This is a genomic window from Streptomyces sp. NPDC051582 (assembly GCF_040681715.1).
Classification (GTDB): domain Bacteria; phylum Actinomycetota; class Actinomycetes; order Streptomycetales; family Streptomycetaceae; genus Streptomyces.
Window position 1 is genome coordinate 75,267 of record NZ_JBFAZJ010000028.1, and the last position, 19,472, is coordinate 94,738.

General features: G+C 71.3%; 19 protein-coding genes. 8 read left to right on the top strand and 11 right to left on the bottom strand.

Going from position 1 to position 19,472, the window contains the following annotated elements; translation table 11 throughout:
- Positions 1 to 235: 235 nt before the first annotated feature.
- The gene (locus AB0M92_RS30085; protein ID WP_048480672.1) at positions 236 to 730 is read left to right on the top strand and encodes a DUF3145 domain-containing protein; all 495 of its coding nucleotides are present in this window, start codon (positions 236 to 238) and stop codon (positions 728 to 730) included.
- A gap of 85 nt (positions 731 to 815) precedes the next feature.
- Here the strand turns inward: AB0M92_RS30085 and AB0M92_RS30090 are convergent, their stop codons facing one another.
- The 5 genes from AB0M92_RS30090 to AB0M92_RS30110 all read right to left on the bottom strand — a co-directional run bounded on the left by AB0M92_RS30090 (position 816) and on the right by AB0M92_RS30110 (position 5,704).
- Positions 816 to 2,081 carry a beta-ketoacyl-[acyl-carrier-protein] synthase family protein gene (locus tag AB0M92_RS30090; RefSeq protein ID WP_366105464.1) on the bottom strand — a complete coding sequence of 422 codons (1,266 nt, stop codon included), beginning with the start codon at positions 2,079 to 2,081 and terminating at the stop codon, positions 816 to 818.
- Between the two features lie 79 nt (positions 2,082 to 2,160).
- Positions 2,161 to 2,409 (bottom strand): acyl carrier protein, encoded by a 249-nt coding sequence (locus tag AB0M92_RS30095; RefSeq protein ID WP_048480674.1) that lies wholly within the window; start codon positions 2,407 to 2,409, stop codon positions 2,161 to 2,163.
- A 58-nt stretch (positions 2,410 to 2,467) separates the two neighbouring features.
- Complete coding sequence (locus AB0M92_RS30100) at positions 2,468 to 3,472, bottom strand: ketoacyl-ACP synthase III (RefSeq protein ID WP_366105465.1); 1,005 nt, start codon at positions 3,470 to 3,472, stop codon at positions 2,468 to 2,470.
- Positions 3,473 to 3,491: 19 nt separating this feature from the next.
- Positions 3,492 to 4,409: an ACP S-malonyltransferase gene (locus AB0M92_RS30105; protein WP_366105466.1), complete on the bottom strand. Its 918-nt coding sequence runs from the start codon at positions 4,407 to 4,409 to the stop codon at positions 3,492 to 3,494.
- Positions 4,410 to 4,498: 89 nt separating this feature from the next.
- Entirely contained in the window at positions 4,499 to 5,704 is a 1,206-nt protein-coding gene (locus AB0M92_RS30110) for a helix-turn-helix domain-containing protein (RefSeq protein WP_366105467.1), read from the bottom strand.
- An 81-nt stretch (positions 5,705 to 5,785) separates the two neighbouring features.
- Here AB0M92_RS30110 and AB0M92_RS30115 point away from each other — a divergent pair, with 81 nt between their 5' ends.
- A complete protein-coding gene (locus tag AB0M92_RS30115) occupies positions 5,786 to 6,439 on the top strand; it encodes a pirin family protein (protein WP_366105468.1) in 654 nt (217 codons plus the stop codon).
- Positions 6,440 to 6,451: 12 nt separating this feature from the next.
- Here AB0M92_RS30115 and AB0M92_RS30120 read toward each other — a convergent pair whose 3' ends face one another.
- Positions 6,452 to 7,273 carry a serine hydrolase domain-containing protein gene (locus AB0M92_RS30120; RefSeq protein ID WP_366105495.1) on the bottom strand — a complete coding sequence of 274 codons (822 nt, stop codon included), beginning with the start codon at positions 7,271 to 7,273 and terminating at the stop codon, positions 6,452 to 6,454.
- A 70-nt stretch (positions 7,274 to 7,343) separates the two neighbouring features.
- On the opposite strand from AB0M92_RS30120, the gene AB0M92_RS30125 reads away from it, so the two are divergent.
- Both AB0M92_RS30125 and AB0M92_RS30130 read left to right on the top strand, forming a co-directional pair.
- Positions 7,344 to 7,739: a MerR family transcriptional regulator gene (locus tag AB0M92_RS30125; RefSeq protein WP_366105469.1), complete on the top strand. Its 396-nt coding sequence runs from the start codon at positions 7,344 to 7,346 to the stop codon at positions 7,737 to 7,739.
- Entirely contained in the window at positions 7,736 to 8,755 is a 1,020-nt protein-coding gene (locus tag AB0M92_RS30130) for an aldo/keto reductase (RefSeq protein WP_366105470.1), read from the top strand. The genes AB0M92_RS30125 and AB0M92_RS30130 overlap by 4 nt, the downstream gene beginning before the upstream one ends.
- Positions 8,756 to 8,864: 109 nt before the next feature.
- On the opposite strand, the gene AB0M92_RS30135 is transcribed toward AB0M92_RS30130, so the two are convergent.
- The 3 genes from AB0M92_RS30135 to AB0M92_RS30145 all read right to left on the bottom strand — a co-directional run bounded on the left by AB0M92_RS30135 (position 8,865) and on the right by AB0M92_RS30145 (position 11,763).
- Positions 8,865 to 9,725, bottom strand: coding sequence for a DUF4429 domain-containing protein (locus AB0M92_RS30135; RefSeq protein ID WP_366105471.1), 861 nt, complete (start codon positions 9,723 to 9,725; stop codon positions 8,865 to 8,867).
- 66 nt (positions 9,726 to 9,791) lie between these two features.
- The gene (locus tag AB0M92_RS30140) at positions 9,792 to 10,931 is read right to left on the bottom strand and encodes an alpha/beta hydrolase (protein ID WP_366105496.1); all 1,140 of its coding nucleotides are present in this window, start codon (positions 10,929 to 10,931) and stop codon (positions 9,792 to 9,794) included.
- Positions 10,932 to 11,112: 181 nt separating this feature from the next.
- Positions 11,113 to 11,763, bottom strand: coding sequence for a TetR family transcriptional regulator (locus tag AB0M92_RS30145; RefSeq protein WP_366105472.1), 651 nt, complete (start codon positions 11,761 to 11,763; stop codon positions 11,113 to 11,115).
- 141 nt (positions 11,764 to 11,904) lie between these two features.
- Between AB0M92_RS30145 and AB0M92_RS30150 the strand changes: the two genes are divergently transcribed.
- Together AB0M92_RS30150 and AB0M92_RS30155 are read left to right on the top strand one after the other, a co-directional pair.
- Entirely contained in the window at positions 11,905 to 13,497 is a 1,593-nt protein-coding gene (locus AB0M92_RS30150; RefSeq protein ID WP_366105473.1) for a DHA2 family efflux MFS transporter permease subunit, read from the top strand.
- A 210-nt stretch (positions 13,498 to 13,707) separates the two neighbouring features.
- Positions 13,708 to 14,109 (top strand): peptidase inhibitor family I36 protein, encoded by a 402-nt coding sequence (locus AB0M92_RS30155; RefSeq protein ID WP_366105474.1) that lies wholly within the window; start codon positions 13,708 to 13,710, stop codon positions 14,107 to 14,109.
- On the opposite strand, the gene AB0M92_RS30160 is transcribed toward AB0M92_RS30155, so the two are convergent.
- Together AB0M92_RS30160 and aceE are read right to left on the bottom strand one after the other, a co-directional pair.
- Positions 14,090 to 14,893: a potassium channel family protein gene (locus tag AB0M92_RS30160; protein WP_366105475.1), complete on the bottom strand. Its 804-nt coding sequence runs from the start codon at positions 14,891 to 14,893 to the stop codon at positions 14,090 to 14,092. The two genes, AB0M92_RS30155 and AB0M92_RS30160, sit on opposite strands and share 20 nt — an antisense overlap.
- 175 nt (positions 14,894 to 15,068) lie before the next feature.
- Positions 15,069 to 17,801 carry a pyruvate dehydrogenase (acetyl-transferring), homodimeric type gene (gene aceE, locus AB0M92_RS30165; protein ID WP_366105476.1) on the bottom strand — a complete coding sequence of 911 codons (2,733 nt, stop codon included), beginning with the start codon at positions 17,799 to 17,801 and terminating at the stop codon, positions 15,069 to 15,071.
- 447 nt (positions 17,802 to 18,248) lie between these two features.
- On the opposite strand from aceE, the gene AB0M92_RS30170 reads away from it, so the two are divergent.
- Both AB0M92_RS30170 and AB0M92_RS30175 read left to right on the top strand, forming a co-directional pair.
- Positions 18,249 to 18,680: a DUF3052 domain-containing protein gene (locus AB0M92_RS30170; RefSeq protein ID WP_053688416.1), complete on the top strand. Its 432-nt coding sequence runs from the start codon at positions 18,249 to 18,251 to the stop codon at positions 18,678 to 18,680.
- 150 nt (positions 18,681 to 18,830) lie between these two features.
- The gene (locus tag AB0M92_RS30175; RefSeq protein WP_366105477.1) at positions 18,831 to 19,289 is read left to right on the top strand and encodes a peroxiredoxin; all 459 of its coding nucleotides are present in this window, start codon (positions 18,831 to 18,833) and stop codon (positions 19,287 to 19,289) included.
- Positions 19,290 to 19,472 lie beyond the last annotated feature (183 nt).

The window sequence follows — 19,472 nt, forward strand, 5'->3', positions numbered from 1 at the left end:
CTCGTCGCCCCAGGTCCTCCGGGGGCGTCCTGCTGAGTGAATGCTCTGCGTTTGGCAGCCTCGGACCGACCGTACGTCACACCATGACCCCTGGCGCACGGTAGCTTTTTCCCGTGGCGTTTCGGCCGCAGGTCCCGTAGCGCATTGTCAAATAATTTCCGTTACATTACATCACGTCACATACTGTCCGTTTTCTGGAGTTTATTCCCGACCTCGTCCCACACTGGAGGTCCCGGTGACGACACGTGGAGTTCTGTACGTGCACTCCGCTCCGCGCGCGCTCTGCCCGCACGTGGAATGGGCTGTTGCGGGGGTGCTCGGGGTGCGGGTGAACCTCGACTGGATCAGGCAGCCCGCCTCCCCAGGCACCTGGAGAGCCGAGTTCTCGTGGCAGGCCGAAGCGGGTACCGCGTCGAAGCTGGCGTCCGCGCTGCGCGGCTGGCACCTGCTGCGCTTCGAGGTGACCGCGGAACCCTGCCCCACCGCCGAGGGCGAGCGCTACAGCTCCACCCCGGAGCTCGGCATCTTCCATGCCGTCACCGGCATGCACGGCGACATCCTGATCCCCGAGGACCGGCTGCGCGCCGCCCTCGCCCGGTCCGCGCACGGCGAGACCGACCTGGAGGAGGAGATCGCCAAGCTGCTCGGCAAGCCCTGGGACGACGAGCTGGAGCCCTTCCGCTACGCGGGCGAGGGCGCCCCGGTGCGCTGGCTGCACCAGGTCGTCTGAGCCTGGGGGCCTACGGAGCCCGGCATGCGGAAGGGCCCGCCCGGCGAGTGCCGGGCGGGCCCTTCCGTACGTACGGCCCCGCGGACTAGACGGTCCGGAAGGCGAGGGTCACGTTGTGGCCGCCGAAGCCGAACGAGTTGTTGATCGCGGAGATCGGACCGTCGGCCGGCAGCTTGCGCGGCTCGCCGACGACGATGTCCGCGTCGATGTCCTCGTCGAGCTCGTCGACGTTGATGGTCGCCGGGGCGATCCGGTGGTACAGCGCGAGCACGGTGGCGACGGTCTCGATGCCGCCGGCGCCGCCCAGCAGGTGGCCGGTCATCGACTTGGTCGCGGAGATCGCGATGTGGTCGAGGTCGTCGCCCAGGACCTTGCGCAGGGCCTTCAGCTCGGCCGTGTCACCCTGCGGGGTCGACGTGGCGTGCGCGTTCAGGTGGACCAGCTCGGACGTGTCCAGACCCGTGTTGTCCAGCAGGTTCTGCACGGCGGCCGCGACACCGCGGCCGGTCGGCTCCGGCTGCGCGATGTGGTGGCTGTCCGCGGACAGGCCCTGGCCCAGCACCTCGCAGTAGACCCGGGCGCCGCGCGCGGCGGCGTGCTCGGCGGACTCCAGGATGACGACGCCCGCGCCCTCGCCGAGGACGAAGCCGTCGCGGGCCTTGTCGTACGGGCGGGAGGCCTGCTGCGGGTTCTCGTTGTTCTTGGACATCGCCATCATGTTGGCGAAGGCGGCGATCGGCAGCGGGTGGATCGCCGCCTCGGTGCCGCCCGCGACGACCACGTCGGCGCGGCCGGTGCGGATCATCTCGACGGCGTAGCCGATGGCCTCGGCGCCCGAGGCGCACGCGCTGACCGGGGTGTGCACGCCCGCCTGGGCGTTGACCTCCAGGCCGACGTTGGCCGACGGGCCGTTCGGCATGAGCATGGGGACGGTGTGCGGGGAGACCCGGCGCACACCCTTTTCCTTCAGTACGTCGTACTGGTCGAGCAGGGTGGTGACGCCGCCGATACCGGAGGCGATCACGGTGCCCAGGCGTTCGGGCATGATGGCGGCGTCCTCGCCCGCAGGGGCGGTGTAGCCGGCATCGGCCCACGCCTCACGTGCGGCGATGACGGCGAACTGGGCCGAGCGGTCCAGCTTGCGGGCCATGGGGCGCGGCAGGACCTCGGAGGGGTCCACAGCGGCCGGGGCGGCGATACGAACCGGGAGTTCGGCGAAGCGCTCACCCTCAAGGGGCTTCACGCCGGAACGACCGGCGAGCAGACCTTCCCAGGTCGAAGCGCTGTCGCCACCCAGCGGAGTGGTTGCGCCGATACCGGTGACGACCACGGTGCGATTGGTCGGGCTCACAGGAATTCTTTCTCCACGTCTCAGAGGGTGCTGAATTGTCACGGCGCCACCGCCGGGTGGCGACAAACGCTCGTCAGGCTCAGGCCTGGTGGTTCAGGATGTAGTCCGCGGCGTCGCCGACCGTCTTGAGGTTCTTGACGTCCTCGTCCGGGATCTTGACGTCGAAGCGCTCTTCGGCGGCGACGACGACCTCGACCATGGAGAGCGAGTCGACGTCCAGGTCGTCGGTGAACGACTTCCCGGCCTCGACGTCCTCGACGGGGATGCCGGCGATCTCGTTGACGATCTCCGCGAGACCCTCGATGATCTCTTCCTGCGTGGCGGCCATGTGGCGCTCCTTCTATAGCTAACTGGGGTGAAGCGGGGCGGGATGTGGATCCCGGGCCCTAGGGGAGGGTAACGACCGTCGCGGCGTAGACGAGCCCCGCCCCGAAGCCGATGACGAGCGCGGTGTCGCCGCTCTTCGCAGCTCCGGTCGCCAGGAGCCGCTCCATGGCGAGCGGGATCGAGGCGGCCGACGTGTTGCCGGTGGTTTCCACGTCACGGGCGACCGTGACGTGCTCCGGCAGTTTCAGAGTCTTCACCATCGAGTCGATGATCCGCATGTTTGCCTGGTGCGGGATGAAGACGTCCAGGTCCTCCGCGGTGATCCCGGCCGCGTCGAGCGCCTGCTGGGCCACCTTGGCCATCTCGAAGACGGCCCAGCGGAAGACCGCCTGACCCTCTTGCGTGATGGCCGGAAACTTCTGGTCGCTGTCCGTGCTGCGGTACTCGTCCCACGGCACGGTCTGCTTGATCGTCTCGGACTTGTCGCCCTCGGAACCCCACACCGTGGGGCCTATGGCGGGCTCGTCCGAGGGGCCGACGACCACGGCGCCGGCGCCGTCGCCGAACAGGAAGGCCGTCGCGCGGTCCTCCAGGTCGGTCAGGTCCGACAGCCGCTCCACGCCGATCACCAGGACGTACCGGGCCGAGCCCTCGATGACGAGGCCCTTGGCCAGCGTCAGGCCGTAGCCGAAGCCGGCGCAGCCCGCGGAGATGTCGAACGCGGCGGGCTTGACCGCGCCGATGCGGTGCGCGATCTCCGTCGCGACGGCCGGGGTCTGCTTGAAGTGCGAGACCGTCGAGACGATCACGGCGCCGATCTGCTCGGGCGAGACGCCGGCATCGGCCAGCGCCTTGCCGGAGGCCTCGACCGACATAGCGGCGACGGTCTCCTGGGGCGAGGCCCAGTGCCGGGTCGCGATGCCGGAGCGGGAGCGGATCCACTCGTCGGACGAGTCGATCGTCTCCAGGATGACCTCGTTGGAGACCACGCGGGTCGGGCGGTAGCCGCCGACGCCGAGAATGCGGGCGTACGGGGAGCCCTTGGCAGGCTTGATCTTCGACATGCTGTGTGGGCTCCTTCTCTCAGACCGCGTGCTCGGCGAGGAGCGCGGCGGCCTTTTCGAGATCGTCCGGTGTCTTCAGGGCCACGGTCGGCACGCCCTTGAGCGCGCGCTTGGCCAGACCCGTCAGAGTGCCACCCGGGCTGAGCTCGATGATCCCGGTGGCACCCAGCTCGCCGAACGTCTCCATGCACAGGTCCCAGCGGACCGGGTTCGCGACCTGGCCGACCAGGCGGGCGACGACGTCGGCGCCCGTGGTGACGACGCGGCCGTCCTTGTTCGAGACGTACTTCAGCTCCGGGTCGGCCGGGGCGAGGGCCTGCGCGGCCTTCTCCAGCGCGGCGACCGCGGGAGCCATGTGGTGCGTGTGGAAGGCGCCCGCGACCTTGAGGGCGACGACCTTCATGGAGCCCTCGGGCTTCTCGGCCACCAGGGCCTCGATCTGCTCCATCGTTCCTGCGGCGACGATCTGGCCCGCGCCGTTGATGTTCGCCGGGGTCAGCCCCAGCTTCTCCAGGTGGGCGACGACGACCGCCTGGTCGCCCCCGAGCACCGCGGCCATGCCCGTCTCGGTGACGGCGGCGGCCTCGGCCATCGCCAGACCGCGGGTGCGTACGAACGACAGGGCGTCCGCGTCGGACAGCACGCCGGCGTACGCGGCGGCGGTGATCTCGCCGACGCTGTGGCCCGCGACGGCGCCGAAGGCCGTACGGGCGCCCAGGGCGGAGGCGGACAGGAGACCGGCGGCCACCAGCAGCGGCTGGGCCACCGCCGTGTCGCGGATCTCGTCCGCGTCCGCCTTCGTGCCGTAGTGGGCAAGGTCGAGCCCGATGGCGTCCGACCAGGCGGCGACGCGGTCAGCGGCGCCGGGGAGGTCGAGCCAGGGAGTCAGGAAGCCGGGCGTCTGTGCGCCTTGGCCGGGAGCGACGAGTACGAGCACCCTCACACTCTCTCTTGCGGACGGTCCTTGCCGCCCGTGGGGACAGGGACGAAGAACCGTCGGGGTAATTGTTGATGTCCGACAAAAGTCTAGGACTGCTGATCGCCGTCGGCCAGACGCCCGAGGATCAGGGCGATCCGCAGCGTGAACGCGGATCGGACATCGGACGGCGACCAGCCGGTGACGTCGGTCACACGTCGCAGCCGGTAGCGCACCGTGTTCGGGTGCACGAACAACATCCGTGCCGCCCCCTCCAGGCTGCTCGCCTGCTCCAGATAGACGCTCAGCGTCTCCAGCAACGCCGACCCCGCCTCTTCCAGCGGTCTGTAGATCTCCTCCACCAACTGCTCCCGGGCGGAGGGATCCGACGCGATCGCGCGCTCGGGCAGGAGATCGTCCGCGAGCACCGGCCGCGGGGCGTCCTGCCAGGCCGTACAGGCCTTCAGCCCGGCCGCCGCCGCCTGCGCCGACTTGGTCGCGTTCAGCAGATCCGGAACCACCGGACCGGCCACCACCGGACCCGCCGCGAACGGCCCGATCAGCGACTTCGCCACCTGCATCGGGTTGTCGCTGCCACCCGCGATCACGACGAGGCGGTCCCCGAGCACACCCGTCAGGACCTGGAGCTTGTGGTGCCGGGCCGCCCGCCGGATCGCCTCCACCGTCAGCTCGCTGTCGCCCTCCGGCGCGGTGCCGAGCACCACGCACACGTGCTCCGGCGAATTCCAGCCAAGTGCGGCGGCCCGCGACAGCGCGCCCTCGTCGGCCTCGCCCGACAGCACCGCGTTCACGACGAGGGACTCCAGACGGGCGTCCCACGCCCCGCGCGCCTCGGCGGCCTGCGCGTACACCTGGGCCGTCGCGAACGCGATCTCCCGGGCGTACACCAGCAGCGCCTCGCGCAGGATCGACTCGTCGCCCGGGGCCGCGACCTCCTCGATCGCGGTCTCCATGACCTCGATCGTGGTGCGGACCATCTCCACGGTCTGGCGCAGGGTGATCGCCCGGGTCAGCTCGCGCGGAGCCGTCCCGAACACGTCCGTCGAGATCGCCTGCGGAGTCTCCGGGTGCCGGAACCACTCCGTGAACGCGGCGATGCCGGCCTGCGCGACCAGGCCGATCCAGGACCGGTTCTCCGGGGGCATCGCCCGGTACCACGGCAGGGTCTCGTCCATGCGCGCGATCGCGTTCGCGGCGAGCCGGCCGGAGGACTTCTCCAGTCGGCGCAGCGTCGCGGCGTGCGGATGGGCGGGAGCGGGATGCGCGGGGGAATGCTCACGTTCGGGTTGGGGCACGGGACAAGACTGCCTTATCGGGACGGCGGCGCGGAGTCCGGTCCCGCGGCGGCGTTCCACCGGGGGGCTACGGTGACTTCCATGATTGACGTACGCCGCGGGGCCGACCGGTACGCAGGCGGGGATCCGGACGCCGGGATCACCACCGCGCACGCCTTCTCCTTCGGCGCCCACTACGATCCGGACAACCTGCGCTTCGGCCCGGTCCTGGCCTGCAACGAGGAGGGGCTGGCGCCGGGCGCGGGCTTCGACGAGCATCCGCACAGCCACACCGAGATCGTGACCTGGGTCGTCGAGGGCGAGCTCACCCACAAGGGCAGCACCGGCGAGAGCACGGTGGTCCGCCACGGTGACGTGCAGCACCTGGCCGCCGGAGCCGGCGCCCGGCACATCGAGCGCAACGACGGCACGGCCGGGCTGCGCTTCGTGCAGACGTGGCTCGCGCCGCTGGCCGCCGGCGGGGAGCCCTCGTACACGCTGGTCCGGCAGATCGCCGAAGGCACCCCGTACGAGATCCCCGCGGCCGGCGCCGTCCTGCACGTGCGCAGGCCCGGAGCGGGCGAGCGGATCGCCGTACCGGCGGCGGAGCGCGTCTACCTGCACGTGGTGCGCGGGGACCTGCGCCTGGACGGGGAGGAGCTCGGCCCGGGGGACGCGGCGCGGATCACCGGCGAAGAGGGCCTGGAGATCGTCGCCGGGTCCCCGGGCGAGCTGCTGATCTGGGAGCTGCCGTAGCGGCCCGCGGGCTCAGCGGGCGGCGGCGAGCTCGGCGAGGACCGCGTCGGTGAACGGGGGCCAGGCCTCCACGGCCCACGGGCCGAAGGCGCGGTCGGCCAGCGCCACGCACGCGGCGCGGGCGTCCGGGTCCACCCACAGGAAGGTGCCGGCCTGCCCGAAGTGCCCGAACGTACGCGGCGAGGAGGCGGAGCCCGTCCAGTGCGGGGCCTTGCCGTCGCGGATCTCCACGCCGAGCCCCCAGTCGTTCGGGGACTGGTTGCCGTACCCCGGAAGGACCCCCTTGAGCCCCGGGTGGACGACGGAAGTGGCCTCCGCGACCGTGCGCACGTCCAGCAGCCGCGGCGCCTGGAGCTCGGCGGCGAACCGCACGAGGTCGGAGACCGTCGAGACCCCGTCCTTGGCGGGCGAGCCCGCCAGCGTGGTCGACGCCATGCCGAGCGGCTCGAACACCGCCTGGTGCACGTACTCCTCGAACGGGATGCCGGTCGCCTTGGTGATGTGGTCGCCGAGCACCTCGAAACCGGCGTTCGAGTACAGCCGGCGCGTCCCGGGCGCGGCCATCGCGCGGTGCTCGTCGAAGGCCAGCCCGCTGGTGTGCGCGAGCAGGTGACGGACCGTCGAGCCCTCGGGCCCCGCCGGCTCGTCCAGCTCGATCGCCCCCTCCTCGTACGCGACGAGCGCGGCGTACGCGGCGAGCGGCTTGGTCACCGAGGCCAGCGCGAAGCGGTGGTCCAGCGGGCCGTGGGAGCCGGCCAGGCTCCCGTCGGCGCGCACCACGGCCGCCGCGGCGGTCGGTACCGGCCAGTTTTCGATGGTCCGCAGGCTCTGCAGGGTCTCCACGCTCTCCATGCGGCCGAGCCTACTTGCTTGGAGTGCACTCCAAGGTTTTAGCGTGGTCGTCATGAGCCTGACGGAGACGCGGTACACGATCAGCGAAGTCGAGGCCCGGACCGGTCTGACCCAGCACACGCTGCGCTGGTACGAGCGGATCGGCCTGATGCCGCACGTGGACCGCTCCCACTCGGGACAGCGCCGGTTCAGCGACAAGGACCTCCACTGGCTGGGCTTCGTGGGCAAGCTGCGCGCCACCGGGATGTCGGTGGCCGACATGGTCCGCTACGCCGAACTGGTGCGCGAGGGCGAGCACACCGTCGAGCAGCGGCGCGAGCTGCTGGAGCAGACGCGGCGCGAGGTGCGTGCGCGGATCACGGAGCTGAACGACGCGCTCGCCGTACTGGACTTCAAGATCGACATGTATGCCAAGGGCACGACCGCGGGGAAGGCGACACGACCATGACGCAGAACACCACCATCGAGCAGGTCGAACTCGGCAAGGGGGGCCCGCTGGTGGGCGTCCAGGGCCTCGGCTGCATGGGCATGAGCGAGTTCTACGGGGAGACCGACGAGGCGCGGGCCCGCGACACCCTGGAAGCGGCCCTCGCCACCGGGGTCACCCTCTTCGACACCGCGGACAGCTACGGGCGCGGCGCCAACGAGGAGTTCATCGCGCCGTTCGTGGCCGAGCACCGGGACGAGATCACCCTCGCCACCAAGTTCGGCATCGAGCGCACCGACGACCCGCAGCACCGCGGCATCCGCAACGACCGCGCGTACATCCGCCGGGCCGTGGAGGACAGCCTGCGCCGGCTCGGCACCGATGTGATCGACCTCTACTACATGCACCGGCGGGACCCGGCCGTGCCGTTCGCCGAGTCGGTGGGCACGATGGCCGAACTGGTGCAGGAGGGCAAGGTGCGACACCTGGGGCTCAGCGAGGTCACCGGTCCGGAACTGCGCGAGGCGTACGAGGTGCACCCGATCGCGGCGCTCCAGTCGGAGTGGTCGCTGTTCAGCCGGGACGTGGAGACCACCGCGGTGGGCGCGGCGGCGGAGCTGGGCGTGGCCTTCGTGCCGTACTCCCCGCTCGGGCGCGGCTTCCTGACCGGCTCGTTCGCGGACGCGTCGGCCGACCTGTCGGCGGCGGACTTCCGCCGCTTCCAGCCCCGGTTCACCGGTGACAACGCCAAGGCCAACGCGGCCCTGCTGGCCCCGGTGCGGGAGATCGCGCAGGCGCACGGGGCGACCCCGGCGCAGATCGCCCTGGCCTGGGTGCAGCAGCGGGCGCAGGTGCACGGGCTGACGGTGGTCCCGATCCCGGGCACCCGCAAGACCAACCGGCTCGCGGAGAACACCGCCGCGACCCGGATCACGCTGACGGAGGCGGAGCTCGCGCTGCTGGAGCCGATCGCCGGGCAGGTCGCGGGTGACCGCTACCCGGACATGACCTGGACGTCCGCGGGCCGCGAGGGCTGATCCCTCCGGGCAGCGGCCGCCGCCGGGGGGCCTCCCGGCGGCGGCCGCGCACGTCGGGGGTCGGGCCGCGGGGGTCGGGCTTCGGGCGCCGGGCCGCGGGCGCCGGGCCTCAGGCCTCGGCGGCGAAGCGGGCGCGCAGCGAGGAGTACTCCGCGTCCGTGAGCAGGCCCGCGCCGTACAACTCGTCCAGGTGGTGCAGGCGTTCGTCCGTACGGGCCGCCGGGACCGAGGCCACCGGGGCGCGGCCGCGCAGCGCGGAGAGGACGGCCGCCGCGAACGGCAGCGACTCGTGCACCGGCCCGTACCCGACGGCGAACACCGCGGTCGCCAGGTCGTGGTCGGGCCGCGGATCGCAGGGCGCGTCCCGCAGCAGCAGCCGCACGTGGCCGCCCGGGCGCTCCGGCGAGCTCCACTCGACGCCGGTCAGCGCGGTCAGCGGGTAACGCTGGTCGCCCGCCTTCCACTTGGTGCTCGTGGCCCCCGTGCGCGACCAGTGGAAGGTGACGGCCGAGCCGTCGAACCCGAGCCGCGCGTCGTACGCCTTCAGCCGGACCGGCGGCTCCGGAACCCGGACGAGGAACCGCTGCGCCGGCTCGTCGGCCTCCGGGCCCAGCCGGGACCGTACGGCGTCCGCGAACTCGGCGGCCTGCCCCGCCCGCTCGCCCGGCAGCACGAGCCGGTACGGATCGCAGACCTCCCGCAGCTGTCCGGCCGCGGCCTCCATCAGCGGATCCGCGCCCGTCCGCGGCACGGCGCGCAGGACCACCGCGTCCCGTTTCCCCCCGGATCCGGCCGCGCTCACGCTCACCCCCGACAACGCCTCGAAGGGGATGCGCCGCTCCCCGAGGGAGTGCAGGAGCCTCGGAGTCCTCGGCGTTCGTATCCCCCGTGCGTAGCGGATGAGCACCGAGTCCGAGTCGAACTCCCAGACGGCATGATTTCCGGCCAGTACGTCACCCATGCGGCACATGGTAAAGGGACGCACCCCTGTGCGTCCCCCTCGGTACGAAGCCCGTTTTCCGGGCCTCTACACGTGTCAGTCCCCGTCTGTCCCGGAAATTCCACGTCGGCAGGCATCGTCGCCGGTCGCGCACGTGACGGAACCGAACGCACCGGTTCCGATTTTGGCGAAGTTGTCCAGAGATCCGGTGCCTGGCTCGAAATAGCCGGTGTGGAGCTTGGCCCCTGCCGAGGACAGCAGCCGCGACCCGAAGTCCGGCGACACCGGGTCCGCCCCGTGGCCGACCCCGCCGACCTCCAGGTGCGGTACGTCCGCGATCCAGTCGCCGGAGTCCCGCGTGGCCCACACCCGGGCCGAGGTGTGCAGGTCGGCCGCGGATTCCGCGCGCATGCCCGGGCTGCCCGCCACCACCACGTCCGTCACCGACTCCGGCAGTGCGTGCGCGGCGACCCCGCACACCACCGAGCCGTAGCTGTGGCAGAACAGCGCCACGCTCGCGTCCCCGGGCAGCCCCGCCGCCAGGGACTCCAGCCGTACGGCGCCGTCCACCGCCATCCGGCCGGTGGCCGCGTCCATGCCGACCCCGGTCGGCGCGGTGTAGCCGGCCCAGGCGATGACCGCGGTCCGGCTGCCCGGAGCCTGCGCGCGCTGGGCCTCGTACAGGGACTGCGCCATGCCGGCGGGGGCGATGAGGCGGCGCTGGCTGCGCTCGAAGGTGAGCACGTCGGTGTCGACGCCGGGGACGACCACCGAGATCCGGTCCGCCCGGTCGAGGTCGCCGAACACCTCGGCGACGCGCCCGCCGCCGGTCGGGTCGAAGGCGAGGATCTGCCGGCCCGGCTCGGCCAGGGACTCGAAGCGGTGGGCGCGCCGGCCGGCCGTGGTGCGGTCGGCCGGGGTCAGGCTGACGTCCCGGCTGCGGGCCTCCTCCGCCCGCTGCGCCAGTTCCAGGCCGCGCAGGTTGGCCCGGTAGCGCAGGGTGGCGGGCGCCCCGTCGAGGTTGCCGACGACCAGGGGGTACCCCTCGGCGAGCCGGGCCCGCTGGGCTCCGTCGAGGCCGGCGAAGAACCGGGCCACCGTCCGTACGGGGGCGTCGGCGGCCGGCACCGGGCGGCCGTCGATCCGGGCCGAGGCCCAGGAGGCGAGGGCGGCGGTCCGCAGCGTGGTCCCCGCGTCGGGGCGGTGCACCGCGGTCCAGCCGGTGGTCGCCAGCATGATGAAGACCACCGCAAGCGCGAGCAGGGTGCGCAGGGCGGCGGGGCGCGGGTCGGCGCCGAGGACGGTGGAGGGGGCGAGGCCGGGCAGGTTCACTGGGACCAGCGTAGGAGACCGAATCCGGTCACGACGGCCGGGGTGACGGGGTTCACGGCCGACCGGGCGCCGCTCGTACGGGTGTTCAGTGCCAGCGCGCGGCGAGCGCCGGGCCGATCTGGTCAAGGCAGGCCTCGGTCATCCGCCGGATCGAGGCCACGCTGGCGTCCTCGCCCCGGCCCCACAGACGCCCCGTGACCCTCATCACTCCGGAGACCGCGGCGACCGCCACCCGGGGCCGCGGGTCCGCGTCCACGTCCAGTCCCTCGCGCTCGGCGATCAGCCGGGCGATCCGCTCCTCCAGCTCCGTGGAGCGGCGCAGGTGCACGGCGAGCAGCGCCGGGGTCGACTCGATGAGCTGGTAGGTGCGCATGTAGAGGTCGACCGGGACCACGTCGGAGAGGGCCTCGTCGAGGGTGTCCCAGGCGTCGAGCACCGCGCGGCGCAGGGCTTCGAGCGGGCCCTCGGCGGGCGGGCGGGCGCGCAGCGCGGCGACGAAGTGCGACTCCACCAGGTCCTGGACGGCGAAGGCGACCTCCTCCTTGTTGGCGAAGTACCGGAAGAAGGTGCGCTGGGAGACGTCCACGGCGTCGGCGATCTCGTCGACGGTGGTCTGCTCGTACCCCTGCGCGACGAAGAGGAGGAGGGCGGCGCGCAGCAGCGCGTCCCGGGTGCGCCGCTTCTTGCGTTCGCGCAGCCCGGGCGCCGGTACCGGTACCGGCCGCTCGTCGGTCATCACCGAGGGGTGTCCTTTCCGCAGGCTCCGCCTGCCGAATCTGACGCTGAGTGAGCGGTCAGGGTACCTGTGACGGACCTGACAGCCACTGTCTCGTTAAGCCGTTTGTGAAGTGTCAGTCGCTGTCACTAGCCTGTTCGCATGACTAGTCAGATCACCCTCGCCAAGGAATCGGGTCCGGCTCCGGCCCGCACCGGTTTGCGCGGCCACCCCTGGCTGACCCTCTTCGCCGTGGCGATCGGCGTCATGATGGTCACTCTCGACGGCACGATCGTCGCCGTCGCCAACCCGGCGATCCAGAAGGACCTCGGCGCCTCGCTCGCCGACGTGCAGTGGATCACCAACGGCTACCTGCTGGCCCTCGCGGTCTCGCTGATCACCGCCGGCAAGCTCGGCGACCGCTTCGGCCACCGCCAGACCTTCCTCATAGGCATCGCCGGATTCGCCGCCGCCTCCGCGGCGATCGGCCTTTCGTCCGGCGTCCAGTACGTCATCGCCTTCCGGGTGGCGCAGGGCCTGTTCGGCGCGCTGCTGATGCCCGCCGCGCTGGGCCTGCTGCGCGCGACGTTCCCCGCCGAGAAGCTCAACATGGCGATCGGCATCTGGGGCATGGTCATCGGCGCCTCGACCGCCGCCGGCCCCATCGTGGGCGGCCTGCTGGTGGAGAACGTCAGCTGGCAGTCCGTCTTCTTCATCAACGTGCCCGTCGGCGTCGTCGCGCTGGCCTTCGGCCTGTTCATCCTGGTCGACCACCGCGCCGAGAACGCCCCGAAGTCCTTCGACGCCGTCGGCATCCTGCTGCTGTCGGTCGCGATGTTCTCGCTGATCTGGGCGCTGATCAAGGCTTCGGAGTGGGGCTGGGGCGATACCAAGACCCTGCTCTTCCTCGCCGCCTCCGTGATCTGCTTCGTGCTCTTCGCCGTCTGGGAGTCGAATGTCTCCGAGCCGCTGATCCCGCTCGGCATGTTCCGCTCGCTGCCGCTGTCCGCCGGCACCGTGCTCATGGTGCTGATGGCCTTCGCCTTCATGGGCGGCCTCTTCTTCGTCACCTTCTACCTGCAGAACGTGCACGGCATGAGCCCGGTCGACAGCGGCCTGCACCTGCTGCCGCTGACCGGCATGATGATCATCGGCTCGCCGCTGGCCGGCGCCGCCATCACCGCCGTCGGACCGCGGATCCCGCTGGTCACGGGCATGGTCGCGACCGCCGTCGCCTGCTTCGGGATGTCCTCGCTGACCCCGGGCACCGGCACCCTGCAGATGTCGCTCTGGTTCGCCCTCCTCGGTGTCGGCCTCGCGCCCGTCATGGTCGGCGCCACCGAGGTCATCGTCGGCAACGCCCCGCTGGAGCTCTCCGGCGTGGCGGGCGGGCTCCAGCAGGCCGCCATGCAGGTCGGCGGCAGCCTCGGCACCGCCGTCCTCGGCGCGGTCATGGCCACCACCGTCGGCAACTCGTTCGGGGACAACTGGGCGCGGGCGGAGCTGCCCGCGCTCACCCCGGAGCAGATGGACCTCGCGGAGAAGGGGGTCCAGGTCGGCATCGCCCCGGTCCAGCCGGGGACCCCGGCCCCGATCGCCGAGTCGATCGCCAAGGTCGCGCACGACACGTTCGTCGACGGAATGAGCACCGCCTTCACCGTGGCGGGCTGCGTCGCGGTGCTCGCCGCGATCGTCGCCTGCTTCACCAAGCGCGGCGAGAACGCCGCCGCGGGGGCGGGCGCGGCGCACGTCTGAGCCGGGCCCGTCCCCGCGGCCCGGACCCCTCGCCCCCGCGTCAACCGCGTACGCACGACAGCCCCGCCGGACGGTTCCGGCGGGGCTGTCGCCTATCCGGGTGGACCGGCCCCGGGCCCCTTCCGCCCACCCGTCCGCGCAGGTCAGCGTGGTGCCCGAGGCACTCCGGAACCGTCCGGGGTGCCGTCGTCCACGAGGAGTTGACCCGTCATGCGTACGAGTTCACCCGCACGGTCCACCACCGTCCTGGCCGCGACCGTCCTGGCCCTCGCCGCACTCATCCCGAGTACGGCGAGCGCCGCACACGCCGCCGGTCCGCCGCCGGGCAAGGCACCCGCCTGCGCCACCGGGCAGCTGTGCCTGTGGGCGAAGCCGGAGTTCAAGGGCACCCGCCACGCCCACGAGCTGAGCACCCTGGACATCAACAGCTGTACGGCGCTGCCCGCCGGGACCAGCGCCCAGTCCCTGATCAACCGCATCGGACGGCCGGTGACCACCTACCAGTCGGCCGAGTGCGCGGAGACCGGCGAGTTCCAGACCTATCCGGGAGACGGGGTCTGGCTGCCCGAATCCCCCTACCTGGTCCGGGCCTTCAAGGTGTGGGAGCGCTAGCGGCGACCGGGGCCGTCCCGGGCACCGGGGCCGGTACGCCGGCCCCCGCACCCGGGGCGGCCTCCCCGCCGAGCCGCCCGATCTCGGCGCGCAGCGCCCGTACCTCCGCGGCCAGTTCGGCGATCGCGGCGGTCTGCGCGCGCTCCACCTGGTCGTCGCGCTCGAACCGGGAGATGAACCAGGCCGCGATGTTGGCGGTCACCACACCCAGCAGCGCGATCCCCGACAGCATCAGCCCCACGGCGATGACCCGGCCGAGCCCGGTCGTGGGGGAGTGGTCCCCGTACCCGACGGTCGTCATCGTGGTGAAGCTCCACCACACGGCGTCGCCCAGGTTCTTGATGTTCCCCTTCGGAGCGTCCCGTTCCACGCTCAGCACGGCGAGGGAGCCGAACATCAGCAGCCCGACCACCGCCCCCGCCACGTACGTGGTCAGCCGGATCTGCGGGGCCATCCGGGCCCGCCGGCCCACCAGCAGCAGCGTGGAGACCAGCCGCAGCAGCCGCAGCGGCTGGAACATCGGCAGCAGCACCGCGCCGAGGTCCAGCCAGTGGGTGCGTACGAACGCCTTCTTCGCCGTCGACAGGCCCAGCCGCATCAGGTAATCGGCGGCGAAGGCCCCCCACACCACCCACTCGGTGACCGAGCACGCCCGGTGCACGGAAGCGTCCGCGTCGGGCACGACGATCGGCACGGCGTAGGCGACGGCGAAGGCGATGGCGAGCACGAGCAGCGGGGTCTGGCTCCGCCGCTCCCACCGCAGCTGGCGGGAGGGTTCCTTCATACGGAGCATCGTAAGGAACGGGTAAAGCAGAAAGGGGCGGCGCAGTGCCGCAGCGGCCCGCGCAGTGCCGCAGCACCCCGCGCAGTGCCGCAGCGGCCGGGGCAACGGCAGCGGGCCGGGGCGCACTCCCGCACGCCCCGGCCCGCCGTCATCGGCCCGTCCGCCCCGTGGGGCGCTACGCGTCGCCGCCCGCGGCACCCGGGTCGGCCGCCGCCACGTCCAGCAGCCGATAGCGGTCCACCGCCTGCTTCAGCGCGGAACGGTCGATCTTGCCTTCCTTGGCCAGCTCGGTCAGCACCGCCAGCACCACCGACTGCGCGTCGATGTGGAAGAAGCGCCGTGCCGCGCCGCGCGTGTCCGCGAAGCCGAAGCCGTCCGCGCCCAGCGAGGTGTACGCGCCGGGCACCCACCGCGAGATCTGGTCCGGGACGGACCGCATCCAGTCCGAGACCGCCACGAACGGCCCCTCGGCACCCGACAGCTTCCGGGTCACGTACGGGACGCGCTGCTCCTCCTCCGGGTGGAGCAGGTTGTGCTCCTCCACCTCGACGGCCTCGCGGCGCAGCTCGTTCCAGGAGGTCGCCGACCAGACGTCCGCCCGGACGTTCCACTCCTCGGCCAGGATCCGCTGGGCCTCCAGCGCCCACGGCACCGCCACGCCCGAGGCCATGATCTGCGCGCCGATGGAGCCCGCGGAGCCCGCGGACACCCGGTGGATGCCCTTGAGGATGCCGTCCACGTCGACGTCGGACGGCTCGGCCGGGTGCTGGATCGGCTCGTTGTAGACGGTCAGGTAGTAGAAGACGTCCTCGGCCTCGGGGCCGTACATGCGGCGCAGGCCGTCCTGGACGATGTGGGCGATCTCGTACCCGTACGCCGGGTCGTAGGCCACACAGCCAGGGTTCGTCGAGGCCAGCAGCTGGGAGTGACCGTCGGCGTGCTGGAGGCCCTCACCCGTCAGGGTGGTCCGGCCGGCGGTCGCACCGAGGACGAAACCGCGCGCCAGCTGGTCGGCCATCTGCCAGAACTGGTCACCCGTGCGCTGGAAACCGAACATCGAGTAGAAGACGTAGACCGGGATGAGCGGCTCGCCGTGCGTCGCGTACGCCGAGCCCGCGGCGATCAGCGAGGCCGTGCAGCCCGCCTCCGAGATGCCGTCGTGCAGCATCTGGCCGGTCGGGGACTCCTTGTACGCGAGCAGCAGGTCGCGGTCGACCGCCTCGTACTGCTGGCCCAGCGGGTTGTAGATCTTGGCGCTCGGGAAGAACGCGTCCATGCCGAAGGTGCGGTACTCGTCCGGGGCGATCAGCACGAAGCGCTTGCCGATCTCCTTGTCGCGCATCAGGTCCTTCAGGATGCGCACGAACGCCATCGTCGTGGCGATCGACTGCTGCCCCGAGCCCTTCTTGGCGGTCGCGTAGGCCTTGTCGTCCGGCAGCTGCAGCGGCTTCGCGCGCACCACGCGGGTCGGCACGTAGCCGCCGTGCGCGTTGCGCTGGTCGTGCATGTACTGGATCTCGGGCGAGTTGCGGCCCGGGTGGTAGTACGGCGGGGCGCCGTTCTCCAGCTGCGCGTCCGTGATGGGGATGTGCAGGCGGTCGCGGAAGCGCTTGAGGTCGTCGACCGTCAGCTTCTTCATCTGGTGCGTCGCGTTGCGGCCCTCGAAGTTCGGGCCGAGGGTCCAGCCCTTGACCGTCTGGGCCAGGATCACCGTCGGCTGGCCCTTGTGGGCCTTGGCCGCCGCGTAGGCCGCGTAGACCTTCTTGTGGTCGTGGCCGCCGCGTCCCAGGTGCTGGATCTGGTAGTCGGTCATGTTCTCGACCATCGAGCGCAGCCGCTGGTCGCCGCCGAAGAAGTGCTCACGGATGTACGCGCCCGATTCGGTGGCGTACGTCTGGAACTGCCCGTCCGGCGTCGAGTTCATCTTGTTGACGAGGATGCCGTCGCGGTCCTGCGCCAGCAGCGGGTCCCAGGAACGGTCCCAGATCAGCTTGATGACGTTCCAGCCGGCGCCGCGGAACTGCGACTCCAGCTCCTGGATGATCTTGCCGTTGCCGCGCACCGGGCCGTCGAGCCGCTGGAGGTTGCAGTTCACGACGAAGGTCAGGTTGTCCAAGCCCTCGCGGGCGGCGATCGACAGCTGGCCGAGCGACTCCGGCTCGTCCATCTCGCCGTCGCCGAGATACGCCCAAACGTGTGACTTCGAGGTGTCGGCGATCCCGCGCGCCTCCATGTACCGGTTCATCCGGGCCTGGTAGATCGCGCCGAGCGGGCCGAGGCCCATCGAGACCGTCGGGAACTCCCAGAAGTCCGGCATCAGCCGCGGGTGCGGGTAGCTGGACAGGCCGTACGGGGCCTTCGACTTCTCCTGCCGGAACGCGTCGAGCTGCTGCTCGGAGAGCCGGTCCAGGAGGTAGGCGCGGGCGTAGATGCCGGGGGAGGCGTGGCCCTGGAAGAAGATCTGGTCGCCGCCGTCGCCCTCGTCCTTGCCCCGGAAGAAGTGGTTGAAGCCCACGTCGTAGAGGGAGGCGGAGGAGGCGAACGTGGCGATGTGCCCGCCGACGCCGATCCCCGGACGCTGGGCGCGCGAGACCATGACGGCCGCGTTCCACCGGGTGGCGTTCAGGACCTTGCGCTCGATCTCCTCGTTGCCGGGGAAGAACGGCTCGTCCTTGGTGGCGATCGTGTTGACGTAGTCCGTGCTGCGCATCTCGGGCACGGCCACGCGCTTCTCGCGGGCCCGCTCGATCAGCCGCAGCATCAGATAGCGGGCGCGCTCACGGCCCCGCTCGTCGACGGCTGCGTCCAGGGAGTCGAGCCACTCCTGCGTCTCCTCCGGATCGAAGTCCGGGACCTGGCTCGGCAGGCCGCCAATGATGATCGGATTGCGATCGGATGCGGAAGCCACGCTGTTCCTTCGCTGTCAGGGGAGTCGTGCCATGGGGTTTCGCCGCCTCCCATCGTCTTACGCTCGGTCCGAATCGTCACCTGTACCACTGGGTAATCACTGGAGTCCGCGGCGATTCGGGGCTCCGTCGGCGGCGGGTCCGGCCAATCCGTCACCTTACGCTCAAGAAGATCAGCGGGTTCGTAAGGTCGTTCGTCCCTCAAACAGGTAGGAAAGCCGCCGAGCGGCGCCGATGATGCCGAATGAGCTGGAATGGTGTGGGATGAATCACCAGACGTCCCCACGGGAAGGCTGAAAGTTGCGGCGAGACGGCCGTAATCGTCACCGTTTCGACGGTCTCGGCGGCCGGGTACTTGCGCGATCCGCCGCGCCCGTGTGGACTACGCCCAATGCTGCGCGTACGCGCGCCGCCGAAGACATTCACCGAACATGAGCAGGAGGCACCCCGTGAGCGCGACCGCGGACCACGCGGAGAGCCTGGCCGCCCGGCTGGGTTTCCAGTCCGAACAGGTGGTCCAGGAGATCGGCTACGACGACGACGTCGATCAGGAATTCCGTGATGCCGTCGAGGAGCACGTCGGCGAAATCGTCGACGAGGAGTACGACGACGTCGCAGACGCGGTCCTGCTGTGGTTCCGGGAGGACGACGGCGATCTGACGGACGCACTGGTCGATGCCACCGAGCTGGTCGAGGACGCCGCCTTGATCCTGCTGCTGACCCCGAAGACGGGCCGTGACGGCTACGTCGAGGCCAGCGACATCAGCGAGGCCGCCGAAACGGCCGGCCTGTCGCAGACCAGGAGCGTCAGCGTCGGCAAGGAATGGGCCGCCACCAAGCTGGTGACGCCCAAGACGGCCACCGCCAAGACCAAGCGCTGAGCCGCGCCCCGCAGCCAAGCGGACACGCACCCCGCCCGCCGGAATCCCTTCCGGTCGGCGGGGTGCGTGCGTTCCGGGGCCCTGGTCGGCCTAGGCTGGACCCACCCGAACAGCCCAATGCAGGGATGCGGGAACGAAGGGATGCGAGAGATGGCGATCGAGGTCGGCAGCAAGGCCCCGGACTTCGAGCTCAAGGACAACCACGGCGCCACCGTGCGGCTCTCCGACTTCCGCGGGGAGAAGGCCGTGGTGCTGCTCTTCTACCCGTTCGCCTTCACCGGCGTCTGCACCAGCGAGCTGTGCGAGCTGCGCGACCAGCTGCCGCGGTTCCAGAACGACGACGTCCAGCTCCTCGCCGTCTCCAACGACTCCGTCCCGACCCTGCGCGTCTTCGGCGAGCAGGAGGACCTCGACTACCCGCTGCTCTCGGATTTCTGGCCGCACGGCGAGACCTCCCGCGCGTACGGCGTCTTCGACGAGCAGAAGGGCTGCGCGGTCCGCGGCACCTTCATCATCGACAAGGACGGCATCGTGCGCTGGACCGTCGTCAACGGCCTGCCCGACGCGCGTGACCTGAACGAGTACATCAAGGCCCTCGACAGCCTCTGAGGAGTCTTCGGGACGCCTCCGAGAGCCCCCGGGAGCCCCGGAATCCGTCGGACCGCGGCACAATCGCCGCACTTCGGACGGGTTCCGGGAACTGTTCACCGGGAAAGACGCCGAGAGGCGGGAACCCGTCACTAGGATCGAAGCGTTGATCCCGGTAGAAACCGCACGACGGGGCGCCGCCCC

What these genes read in the sequence shown, in the direction of transcription:
- AB0M92_RS30100 (WP_366105465.1), bottom strand. Translation starts at nt 3,472, where the DNA reads ATGTCGAAGATCAAGCCTGCCAAGGGCTCCCCGTACGCCCGCATTCTC.
- AB0M92_RS30115 (WP_366105468.1), top strand. Translation starts at nt 5,786, where the DNA reads ATGATTGACGTACGCCGCGGGGCCGACCGGTACGCAGGCGGGGATCCG.
- AB0M92_RS30130 (WP_366105470.1), top strand. Translation starts at nt 7,736, where the DNA reads ATGACGCAGAACACCACCATCGAGCAGGTCGAACTCGGCAAGGGGGGC.
- AB0M92_RS30155 (WP_366105474.1), top strand. Translation starts at nt 13,708, where the DNA reads ATGCGTACGAGTTCACCCGCACGGTCCACCACCGTCCTGGCCGCGACC.
- AB0M92_RS30135 (WP_366105471.1), bottom strand. Translation starts at nt 9,725, where the DNA reads ATGTGCCGCATGGGTGACGTACTGGCCGGAAATCATGCCGTCTGGGAG.
- AB0M92_RS30095 (WP_048480674.1), bottom strand. Translation starts at nt 2,409, where the DNA reads ATGGCCGCCACGCAGGAAGAGATCATCGAGGGTCTCGCGGAGATCGTC.
- AB0M92_RS30145 (WP_366105472.1), bottom strand. Translation starts at nt 11,763, where the DNA reads ATGACCGACGAGCGGCCGGTACCGGTACCGGCGCCCGGGCTGCGCGAA.
- AB0M92_RS30175 (WP_366105477.1), top strand. Translation starts at nt 18,831, where the DNA reads ATGGCGATCGAGGTCGGCAGCAAGGCCCCGGACTTCGAGCTCAAGGAC.
- AB0M92_RS30140 (WP_366105496.1), bottom strand. Translation starts at nt 10,931, where the DNA reads ATGCTGGCGACCACCGGCTGGACCGCGGTGCACCGCCCCGACGCGGGG.
- AB0M92_RS30160 (WP_366105475.1), bottom strand. Translation starts at nt 14,893, where the DNA reads ATGAAGGAACCCTCCCGCCAGCTGCGGTGGGAGCGGCGGAGCCAGACC.
- AB0M92_RS30125 (WP_366105469.1), top strand. Translation starts at nt 7,344, where the DNA reads ATGAGCCTGACGGAGACGCGGTACACGATCAGCGAAGTCGAGGCCCGG.
- AB0M92_RS30150 (WP_366105473.1), top strand. Translation starts at nt 11,905, where the DNA reads ATGACTAGTCAGATCACCCTCGCCAAGGAATCGGGTCCGGCTCCGGCC.